This window comes from Bacillus sp. 05T31 (genome assembly GCF_056396725.1).
The window spans coordinates 1-11309 of sequence record NZ_JBFTMA010000196.1 but is presented as its reverse complement, the minus strand read 5'-3'; the positions used below and the strand labels follow the sequence as shown (position 1 = coordinate 11309).

The 11309-nt window shown below is 35.0% G+C and carries 9 protein-coding genes, 1 rRNA gene and 1 pseudogene; 4 read left to right on the top strand and 7 right to left on the bottom strand.

Translation table 11 applies throughout. The features are described from left to right. The 7 genes and pseudogenes from AC1DJR_RS13905 to dnaA form a co-directional block, all read right to left on the bottom strand. Positions 1 to 60: ribosomal RNA gene (locus AC1DJR_RS13905) — 16S ribosomal RNA — on the bottom strand; the annotation flags it as partial. A 243-nt stretch (positions 61 to 303) separates the two neighbouring features. Next, the gene (gene gyrA, locus AC1DJR_RS13900) at positions 304 to 2775 is read right to left on the bottom strand and encodes a DNA gyrase subunit A (RefSeq protein WP_477002835.1); all 2472 of its coding nucleotides are present in this window, start codon (positions 2773 to 2775) and stop codon (positions 304 to 306) included. Positions 2776 to 2863: 88 nt separating this feature from the next. Beyond that, positions 2864 to 4554, bottom strand: a pseudogene (locus tag AC1DJR_RS13895) (DNA topoisomerase subunit B). Between the two features lie 38 nt (positions 4555 to 4592). Beyond that, positions 4593 to 5426, bottom strand: coding sequence for a DNA replication/repair protein RecF (recF, locus tag AC1DJR_RS13890; RefSeq protein WP_477002834.1), 834 nt, complete (start codon positions 5424 to 5426; stop codon positions 4593 to 4595). Positions 5427 to 5438: 12 nt separating this feature from the next. Continuing rightward, the gene (gene yaaA / locus AC1DJR_RS13885; RefSeq protein ID WP_002016484.1) at positions 5439 to 5651 is read right to left on the bottom strand and encodes a S4 domain-containing protein YaaA; all 213 of its coding nucleotides are present in this window, start codon (positions 5649 to 5651) and stop codon (positions 5439 to 5441) included. 128 nt (positions 5652 to 5779) lie between these two features. Further along, a complete protein-coding gene (gene dnaN, locus AC1DJR_RS13880; RefSeq protein WP_477002833.1) occupies positions 5780 to 6925 on the bottom strand; it encodes a DNA polymerase III subunit beta in 1146 nt (381 codons plus the stop codon). A 182-nt stretch (positions 6926 to 7107) separates the two neighbouring features. Further along, complete coding sequence (gene dnaA, locus AC1DJR_RS13875; RefSeq protein ID WP_002016481.1) at positions 7108 to 8448, bottom strand: chromosomal replication initiator protein DnaA; 1341 nt, start codon at positions 8446 to 8448, stop codon at positions 7108 to 7110. Between the two features lie 563 nt (positions 8449 to 9011). Between dnaA and rpmH the strand changes: the two genes are divergently transcribed. The 4 genes from rpmH to jag all read left to right on the top strand — a co-directional run bounded on the left by rpmH (position 9012) and on the right by jag (position 11004). Further along, on the top strand, positions 9012 to 9146 hold the full coding sequence (rpmH, locus tag AC1DJR_RS13870) for a 50S ribosomal protein L34 (RefSeq protein WP_002068706.1): 135 nt from the start codon (positions 9012 to 9014) through the stop codon (positions 9144 to 9146). A gap of 76 nt (positions 9147 to 9222) precedes the next feature. Then, entirely contained in the window at positions 9223 to 9570 is a 348-nt protein-coding gene (gene rnpA / locus AC1DJR_RS13865; RefSeq protein ID WP_002089963.1) for a ribonuclease P protein component, read from the top strand. A 52-nt stretch (positions 9571 to 9622) separates the two neighbouring features. Further along, on the top strand, positions 9623 to 10390 hold the full coding sequence (gene spoIIIJ, locus AC1DJR_RS13860) for a YidC family membrane integrase SpoIIIJ (protein WP_002144555.1): 768 nt from the start codon (positions 9623 to 9625) through the stop codon (positions 10388 to 10390). Further along, positions 10387 to 11004: an RNA-binding cell elongation regulator Jag/EloR gene (jag, locus tag AC1DJR_RS13855; RefSeq protein ID WP_002166368.1), complete on the top strand. Its 618-nt coding sequence runs from the start codon at positions 10387 to 10389 to the stop codon at positions 11002 to 11004. The genes spoIIIJ and jag overlap by 4 nt, the downstream gene beginning before the upstream one ends. Positions 11005 to 11309: the final 305 nt, after the last annotated feature.

The window sequence follows — 11309 nt, the reverse complement described above, 5'->3', positions numbered from 1 at the left end:
TTGCATGTATTAGGCACGCCGCCAGCGTTCATCCTGAGCCAGGATCAAACTCTCCAATAAAGTTAGTTTGTCTAGCATCTAAAAATAAAAATTGACGTTTCACGTTGTTTGTTTCGTTTAGTTTTCAAAGTTCAACATCGCGTTTTAGCGACTTTCATAATATATCATAGTATATTATTTTCGTCAACAAGTTTTTTTCGATAACTTGTATCTCTCATTTGCTGACTTTTCCTATTATATACACTTTCCTATTGCTATGCAAGTATTATTATAAAAAAATAAGAGGGGGAGAAATCCCCACTCTTACTCTTCAGAAGAATCCTCTTCATTAGATTCTTCTTCTTCATCTTTTTGCGCTTTTGCTACTGTCGCTACCTCTTGCTCATCTTCTAATCGAATTAGACGAACACCTTGTGTATTACGTCCCATTTGAGAGATTTGATCAACCGGCATACGAATAATAACGCCTGCTGCTGTAATTAACATAATGTCTTCTTCGCCTGTTACAGACTTAACCGCTACTAACTTACCGTTTTTATCTGTAATATTACAAGTCTTCAGACCTTTACCACCACGACTTTGCAGGCGGTATTCATCAATCGGTGTACGCTTTCCATAACCATTTTTCGTTACAATTAGAACATTTACATCTTCTTCGACAATTTCCATACCTACAACTTGATCTTCATCACCTAATGTAATTGCTTTTACACCAGCCGCATTACGTCCCATTGAACGCACATCTTGCTCATTGAAACGAATTAACATACCGTTACTTGTCCCAACGATAATATCCTTATCACCAGATGTTAAGCGTACAGAGATTAATTCATCCTCTTCACGAAGAGAAATTGCAATTAAACCATTTGTACGTATATTGGCAAATGATGAAAGTGGTGTTCTCTTAGAGATACCTTGTTTCGTTGTAAAGAATAAGAACTGGTCGTCACCAAATTCACGAATTGGAATAATAGCGTTGATCCACTCACCCTTATCTACCCCTAATAGATTAATAATCGGTATACCTTTTGCTGTACGACTATACTCTGGAATTTCATATCCTTTTGTAYGGTATACTTTACCCTTGTTTGTGAAGAATAAAATATGATCATGAGTAGACGTTGTTAATAAATGTTCGACAAAGTCATCATCATTCGTACCCATTCCTTGTACACCACGTCCCCCACGGTTCTGTGTTTTGTACGTAGAAGCCGGTAACCTCTTAATATAACCATTATGAGTAAGTGTAATTGCGATATTTTGTTCTGGGATTAAATCTTCATCCTCTATAGCTTCCATACCGCCAATTGTAATTTCTGTTCTTCTCTTATCATTAAAACGCTCTTTTACTTCAGCTAATTCCTCGCGAATAATTTCAAGAACTTTTTCTTCGTCTGCTAAAATTGCTTTTAACTCTGTAATTATCTTCATTAAATCTTGATATTCTTGTTCGATTTTTTCGCGTTCTAATCCAGTTAAACGTTGCAAACGCATATCTAAAATCGCTTGCGCTTGTTTCTCACTTAAGCCGAAACGTTCCATTAAACCTTGTTTTGCAATATCAGCTGTTTTTGAACTACGGATTAAAGTAATAACTTCATCAAGATGATCTAAAGCAATTCGTAAGCCTTCTAAAATATGAGCACGCGCTTCTGCTTTCTCTAATTCATAAGCAGTACGTCTACGAATCACTACCTTTTGATGCTCTAAATAATAATATAGATTTTGTTTTAAATTTAAGACTTGTGGCTCTCCATTTACAAGAGACAACATATTAATACCGAAGCTTGTTTGGAGTGCTGTATGTTTATATAGATTATTTAATAGTACATTGGCATTGGCATCACGACGTACTTCCATAACAATACGCATACCATTTCGATCCGATTCATCACGTAAATCTGTAATACCTTCAATTTTCTTATCACGAACTAGTTCTGCGATTTTTTCAATTAATCGCGCCTTATTAACTTGATAAGGTAGTTCTGTTACGATAATAGTTTGTTTACCATTTGCTCTCTCTTCAATTTCAACTTTAGCACGAAGTATAATAGAACCGCGACCTGTTTCGTAAGCTCTTCGAATTCCACTTCGCCCTAAGATTAAACCTGAAGTTGGGAAGTCTGGTCCAGGGATATATTCCATTAATTCCGCGATAGTGATATCAGGGTTATGACTTAATGCCAACACACCATCAATTACTTCCCCAAGTTGATGCGGTGGAATGTTTGTTGCCATACCAACCGCAATACCCGTCGTACCATTGACTAATAAGTTAGGGAAACGCGCTGGTAATACAACTGGCTCTCTTTCAGAACCATCGTAGTTATCTTGATAATCAATTGTATTCTTTGTAATATCACGTATTAATTCCATAGAAATCTTAGACATTCTTGCTTCTGTATAACGCATTGCTGCCGCTGAATCTCCATCAACAGAACCGAAATTACCATGTCCATCAACAAGCATGTAACGTTGACTAAAATCTTGTGCCATACGTACCATTGTTTCATAAACAGCTGAATCACCATGCGGGTGATACTTACCAATTACTTCGCCGACAATACGCGCCGACTTCTTATATGCTTTATCAGCTGTAATTCCTAAATCATTCATCGCATATAAAACCCTACGATGAACTGGTTTTAATCCATCACGAACATCTGGTAATGCACGAGACACGATAACACTCATTGCGTAATCTAAAAATGAGGTACGCATTTCATGACTAATATTAATTTCTCGAATTCGTGCTTGTTGTTGATTGTCTGACATCAACGAGCACCTCCTCTTACATTTCCGTTACACATACATTGATTTATATGTAGAAGACAGGAATACTTAGATTCCTGTCATTACTCACTTAAATATCAAGGTTTTTCACGTATTTTGCATTTTCTTGGATAAAGTTACGACGTGGCTCTACTTTATCACCCATCAAAATTTCAAATGTTTCATCCGCTTCAATTGCATCTTGAAGGGAAACTTGAAGTAACGAACGTACTTCTGGGTCCATTGTCGTCTCCCACAGCTGAGTTGGATTCATTTCCCCTAGACCTTTATAACGCTGAATCCCAGGCTTAGGTTGAGCTGGTAATTCAGCTAGTATTTTTTCAAGTTCTTTATTGTTATAAGCATATTGAATTTTTTTACCTTGTTGTACTTTAAACAACGGTGGCTGTGCGATATATATATATCCACACTCAATGATTTGGCGCATATAACGATAGAAGAACGTTAATAATAGGGTACGAATATGTGCACCATCAACATCGGCATCTGTCATAATAATAACTTTATGATAGCGAGCTTTTTCAATAGCAAAATCCCCACCAATATTTGTACCGATTGCTGTAATAATTGTACGAACTTCATCATTTGATAAAATCTTATCTAAACGTGCCTTTTCAACGTTAATAATTTTACCCTTCAGTGGTAAAATCGCTTGAAAATGACGATCGCGTCCTTGTTTTGCAGATCCGCCCGCAGAGTCACCCTCCACGATATAAATTTCGCTAATTGCTGGATCTTTAGAAGAACAATCAGCTAGCTTCCCTGGTAAACTTGAAACTTCTCTGTTAAGCCTTCACGAACATCCTCACCAGTTAAATTACTATCCGCATCTTTTAAAATATTATTTTTACGACCATAATCGTTAATTACACGTGTTAGAGCAGTCTTAAAACCTACCTCATGTGTACCGCCTTCATACGTATGAATATTATTTGTAAATGAATAAATATGATTTGTATAGCCTTCGTTATATTGAAGAGCAACCTCAACCTGAATCCCATCTTTTGAACCATCAACATATACAGGTTCCTCATGAATCGGTTGTTTTGAACGATTTAAATGTTCAACATATGATTTAATTCCACCTTCATAATGGAATTCTTTCTTTTGCTTATGTTCACGCTTATCTTCAATTGTTAATTTAATATTACGATTTAAAAACGCCAACTCACGCATACGAGTCGCTAATGTATCAAATTCGTATTCTGTCGTCTCTGTAAAAATTTCTGAATCTGGCTTAAAGCGTGTGATCGTTCCTGTACGATCAGTTTCACCTATTACTTTTAAATCTGCAGCCGGGACCCCACGTTCATATTTTTGATAGTGTATTTTTCCATCTCGATGTACAAATACCTCTAATTCTGTTGATAAAGCATTTACAACGGATGCACCTACACCATGCAAACCACCAGAAACTTTATAACCACCACCGCCAAATTTACCACCGGCATGGAGTACCGTCATAATAACTTCTACAGCGGGACGTCCCATTTTTTCTTGTATACCAACAGGGATACCACGACCATCATCTGTTACAACAATACTATTATCCTCTTCAATAYTGACATTAATTTCATCACAATATCCTGCTAAAGCTTCATCAATACTGTTATCAACAATTTCCCACACGAGGTGATGAAGACCTTTTCCACTTGTAGAACCAATATACATACCAGGACGCTTTCGAACTGCCTCCAGTCCTTCTAACACCTGAATCTGACTTTCATCATATGCATTTTCCTGCATTTGCTTTTGTTCCATTGACACAAAGATCACCTACTTTTCCATTTAAACAGAAATTATTTTCTGTCTATTTCACAATCTACCGTGCCGTTCGTTACATGAATTGTTTTCGCTTCTTTCAATGTTTCGTGTTCAATTCCCTCGACACTCGTCGTTGTCACAAAGGTTTGTACTTTTCCTTGAATTGTATTTAGCAGATGCGATTGACGATAATCATCTAATTCTGATAACACATCATCTAGTAAAAGAATTGGATATTCCTTAACCTCTGAGTATATCAATTCAATTTCAGCCAATTTTAGGGATAGTGCGGTTGTTCGTTGTTGTCCTTGTGAACCAAAGACTTGAACATTTTTACTATTAACGAAGAATTGTAAATCATCACGATGAGGACCAAGTAAAGTTATACCCCGAAAAATTTCTACCTTTTGATATTGACTTAATTCATACAAATAGACCGGAGCTATTTGTCCAAGTTCCATATCCAAAAAGCGTCTTCGTACTTGAGGGCTTCCTTTTACAAGATTTAAATCTTCTGGGGCAAACATAACAACATTCATTTCACCAATATACTGGCTCAATTTTTGTTGTTCTAACTGATTTAACTTTGCCTTTTTACCTTTTTTTGAAATATTTAATTCTAAGGATACTGAACTATTTCGCCTTTGTAATCTACCTTTTATATTACCATAATCCTCATCCCAACGAATGAGTTCACGATCGTTCGAAGTTCTATGAGATTTCGCCATCGCCAATACATAAATAGCTTCCATCAGATTCGTTTTCCCTTGCGCATTTTCACCAATAATTACATTGACTTTATCCTCAAAGGAAAGCTCTAAATGCTCATAATTGCGATAGTTTTTTAATTGTATTTCTGTAATAAACAAAGGGATCCCCCTTTATGCCTGAACTTGGAAAGTTCCGCTTCCCGGAATTTCAACAATATCATTTGCATATAACTTTCGGCCTCTTCTATTTTCAAGTTCTTGATTCACGTATACTTCATATTCTTGTAAGAACCATTTCACAGCGCCACCTGTATCAATTACATCAGCTAACTTTAAAAATTGTCCTAGTGTAATGTATTCTGTTGAAATCTTAATAAGTTTCATAAAATCGCTCACTTTCTGAAAGTGTTCATTCTTTCATTGTACTAAATAAACTAGCATTAGGAAAGTAATACCCCACAAATCAAATAAGGGTCACTAGTACCTTTACACTAGCAACCCTTAATCCTTACTTAGTAAGTACGGACTGGTAAAATTAATTGGATAATGGAATTATCATTTACTGTGCGAATTAAAAACGGTCTCATCGCTCCAGTAAAACTAACTTTAATTTCTGTACTGTCTAAAGCCTTTAATGCGTCCATCATATATTTTGCACTAAAAGATATTTTTAATTCTTCGCCATCTACATTTTCACATTGAACCTCTTCTACTACTTTTCCGATTTCTGGTGCATTCGAAGAAATCTCTAACATCTGTTGTTCTAATGTCGATAATTTAACAACGTTGTTACGACCATCTCTTGCTAACAGCGACGCACGATCAATCGCTTGTAAAAATTCTTTTGTATTTACAAATATATCAGTTTTACTTTCAGCTGGAATTAAACGCGTTGTATCTGGATAATTTCCTTCTAATAATCTTGAGAAGAATAATAAATGTTTTGTACGGAATAATACTTGATACTCCGTAATAACGATATCTACCATTTCTTCAGATTCATCTAGAATTTTACTTAATTCACTTAAGCTCTTACCAGGAATAACGACATTCGCTTGAAATTCATCGGCAATATTATACCCTTCGATTTTTGCTTTACGAAGTGCTAGTCTGTGACTATCTGTTGCAATACAAGTTAGCTCGCTGTTATATACCTTCCAGTTTACACCTGTCAAGATCGGTCTTGTTTCAGAACTTGAAACTGCAAATACTGTTTGACGAATCATGTGCTTTAGTAAATCTGTTGGAATCTTAAATACATGATGTTCTTCGATTTGTGGTAATAACGGATATTCAGCAGCATCTAAACCATTTAAGTTGAACTCTGATTTTCCAGATTTTATTTTTGTCATAAAATGATTTTCCACAGAAATTTCGACAGTTTCTTTAGGTAATTTTTTTACGATCTCACTAAAATATTTTGCTTGTAAAATAATACTTCCTGCTTGTTCAATTTCCACAATTTCTTTTCCAGCATCTTCGACTGGGATAAATGATTCGATAGAGATGTCTGCATCACTACCTGTTAAAGTAACTCCTTCTTCCGTTGCTACAACTTTAATCCCTGTAAGAATTGGAATTGTTGTACGAGAAGAAACTGYCTTCATTACATCTTGTACACTTCTTACAAGATAGTCTTTTTGTATTGTAAAACGCATAACGAAAAACCTCCGGTAAGTATAAGATTTTATTTATTTAATAAAGATATAAAAGTAGTAGTAATAGTACTAGGGCCTGTGGATATGTGGATAACCCTGTTTAAAGATGTAAAAACAGTCTATCTACATGTGGATAGACTGTGCGTAAAATAAGCTAAGTTATTCACACTATTCAGCTACTACTATTTTAAAATATCCTTAACTTCTTCAACGTGTTTTTGTAATTGAGTATCCGTTTTTAATAGCTTCGAAATTTTTTCGTGAGCATGGATTACTGTTGTATGATCGCGGCCACCAAATTCTTCACCTATTTTTGGCAAAGATGAGTCCGTAAGTTCACGTGATAAATACATCGCAATTTGGCGAGGGAATGCAACGGATTTTGTCCGTTTTTTTGCTTTGAAATCTTCTAATTTTACTTGATAGACGCCCCCAACAGCCTTTTGAATATCAGAAATAGAAATAATTCTAGGTATAGAGTTTGGAATAATATTTTTAAGCGCTTCAGCCGCTAAATCAGCATTCATATCTTTATTAATTAAAGATGAATAAGCTACAACTCGAATAAGTGCACCCTCTAGTTCACGAATATTTGAATCGATTTGATTTGCGATATAAAGCATAACTTCATTTGGTATATCAAGACCTTCTGCTTTTGCTTTTTTACGTAAAATTGCGATTCTAGTTTCTAAATCTGGTGGCGTAATGTCCGTAATTAACCCCCATTCAAAGCGAGAACGAAGGCGATCTTCTAAAGTTGGGATTTCTTTTGGTGGTCTATCGCTTGAAATCACAATTTGTTTACTTTCTTCATGTAACGCATTAAATGTATGGAAAAACTCTTCCTGTGTTTGTTCTTTTCCAGCAAGAAATTGAATATCATCTATCAATAAGACATCTACATTACGATATTTATTACGAAAATCGACAGCTTTATTATCACGAATTGAATTAATAAATTCATTTGTAAATTTTTCAGATGATAAATATACAACTTTTGCATTGGGGTTGTGTTCAATTACATAATGCCCAATTGCATGCATTAAATGTGTTTTTCCAAGTCCAACGCCCCCGTAAATAAAGAGCGGATTATAGGCTTTAGCTGGTGCTTCAGCTACAGCTAAAGAAGCAGCATGTGCAAAACGATTACCAGAGCCAATAACAAATGTATCAAATGTATATTTTGGGTTTAACATACTCTGTGGTAAGTGATTAGACTCATCATGTGCGTGTTTTTGCTTAACAGAAGGGAGATCTATATCCTCTTCTGCCTGACTTTGGGGAATGATAAAACGAATAGCTAGTTTTGCCCCTGTTAAATCATAAAGTGTTTCGGAGATTAGTTCCGAATAATGAGATTCTAGCCAGTCACGAGCGAATTCATTTGGAGCTGTAATAGTTAATACATCTTTTTTTAAGTTATGAGCAGTTGTTGATTTTAACCAGGTTTCATAACTTGGCTTGCTTACCTTTTTTTCTAATTCYTTTAAGGCACTATTCCATAAATCAGAGATATTTTCCAAAGGTGTCCCTCCTTTACAAAGATGGTAAAAGAATAAGGTTGCGCAACAATTGTACAACCTGTAAATATTTCTAATGCATATTTATACGAAACGTATTTTAAAATATAAAAACGTCGTTAGTATCCGAGATAGAGTTTTCGACAAAATAACACATGTGGACAACTATTTACCCACATGTGATTTAAACTATCCACATGTTATACACAAATTGTGGATAAAATAAAGGTGTGGAAAACTTATTCAAAGTGAAAACACAACTATAATATCAAAAAAAAGCAGCTATAGCAATGAATTTAAGAAAGTTATCCACAAAATCAATACCTTGTGGAATAAACTTGTCCACAACACGATATACTGTGTAAAAGTAAAAAAAGAGTTTGTGGATATAAAAAAGAGAAAAAATATTTATCCACAAGGAAATATAGGGACTGTGAAAAAGTATGTGAATAGGTTAAAAATGAATATTTGATGAAAATTTCGAGAACCATTGACATTTTCCTATTTGATTTACTATAATTTATTAGACTGTCTTTAACAGATATTCCTCAGGGAGGTGTCATATAATGAAAAGAACTTACCAACCAAATAAACGTAAGCGCAGCAAAGTACATGGTTTCCGCAGCCGTATGAGCACAGCAAACGGACGTAGAGTGCTAGCAGCTCGTCGTCGTAAAGGAAGAAAAGTATTATCTGCGTAGACCACTGAACGTTCAGTGGTCTTTTTTTCTAATAATAATGAGTTTCCGCTGATGAAATACAGGAGTGTCAAATGATATGAAGAAAAAAAATCGTATAAAAAAGAATGATGAATTCCAGGCTGTTTTCCAAAAAGGACAATCAAATGCCAATCGCCAGTTTGTTGTATACAAATTAGATAAAGAAAAACAGCCGCATTTTCGCATTGGTCTTTCTGTTAGTAAGAAAATAGGAAATGCAGTAGTKCGTAATCGAATTAAGCGTATGATTCGCCAATCGATTATAGAATTAAAAGATGAGATAGATTCTGGAAAAGATTTTGTTATAATAGCAAGGAAGCCTTGTGCAGAGATGACATATGAAGAGTTAAAGAAAAGCTTAATTCATGTCTTTAAACGCTCTGGTATGAAAAGAATAAAAAAGTAGCGTAAGGAAATGAATTACACTATATACATACCGAAACAAGGAGGAGCAGGCTTTGAAAAAGAAAATAGGTTTATTAGCCATGGTTATTATGTTAATGGCAATCGCTACCGGTTGTAGTGAAACAAATCAGCCGATTACACCGAAAAGCACTGGGATTTGGAATGAATATTTCGTATACCCGCTTTCTCAGTTAATCACGTATTTTGCAAATTTATTTGGTAGTAATTATGGTTTAGCAATCGTTGTTACAACTCTTATCATTCGTTTTGCATTATTACCATTAATGATTAAACAAACGAAGAGTACGAAAGCGATGCAGGCGTTACAACCAGAAATGGTGAAATTAAAAGAAAAGTACAGCTCAAAAGATCAAGCAACACAACAAAAATTACAACAAGAAATGATGCAGTTGTATCAAAAAAATGGTGTAAATCCATTAGCAGGATGTTTACCAATATTTGTTCAGATGCCTATCCTATTCGCTTTTTATCATGCGATTATGAGAACGGCAGAAATTAGTAAACATACATTTTTATGGTTTGATTTAGGACAGGCAGATCCTTACTATATCCTTCCAATTGTTGCGGCTATTACGACTTTTATTCAGCAAAAGCTTGCAATGGCAGGAACGGCTGGACAAAATCCGCAAATGGCAATGATGATTTGGCTTATGCCAATTATGATTTTAGTCTTTGCAATTAACTTCCCAGCAGCATTATCATTGTACTGGGTAGTTGGTAATATCTTTGGTATCGCTCAAATGTATATGATCAAAGGGCCTGAAATTAAGGCTAGTAAGGCAGGAGGATCAAGCAAGTGAGTATGATTACTGCTAAAGGACAAACAGTCGAGCTGGCAGTACAAGATGCTTTAAGACAATTAAATGCTTCGAAAGATCGAGTAGATATAAATATTATCGATGAGGGTAAGAGGGGGTTCCTAGGTTTATTTGGGAATCGCCCCGCTGTTGTAGAAGTTGTATTGAAAAAAGATCCAATCCAAGAATGTGAAGAATATTTAAAAAATGTTATTCAAAATATGGGTGTGGAAGTTGAGATTAGAAAAATTGTAAAAGGACGCGAAGTTGAATTTACAATTTCYGGTGAAAATATTGGTGTTTTAATTGGTAAAAGAGGGAATACGTTGAATTCTTTACAGTATTTAACAAAGCTTGTTGCGAACCGTAATACAAAGCAATATATTGGTATTACACTGGATGCTGAAAACTATCGTAGTAAAAGAAAAAATACGTTAGAATCTCTTTCCTATCGATTAGCAAAACAAGTAGTGAGTACGAAAAAAAGAGTTGTTCTAGAACCAATGCCTTCTTTCGAACGAAAAATTATTCACCAAGCATTATCTAATCATCAAAATATCATTACAACTTCTGAAGGGAAAGAACCACATCGGTATGTTGTAATATCTTCCAAGTGACCGGTTACTCAATTGAGTGCCGGTTTTTTTGAGGAGAAAATAAATGTGGATAACTAAAAAACACTAAACTTATCCACTGTGAATAAGTTTAGTGTTTTTTACATAAGGACATAATAAAATGAGTTATTATTCTTTTGTAGATAGGTTCGTTATGGTATCCTAATAATTTAGTGACGGAAAAAATTCATGTTGAAATAGAGATAAATAAGCAAGTGAGGTGAAAGGACATGGAATTTGATACAATTGCCGCAATTTCCACAGCACTTGGGGAAGGTGCAATTGCCATTGTTCAATTGCCATTGTTC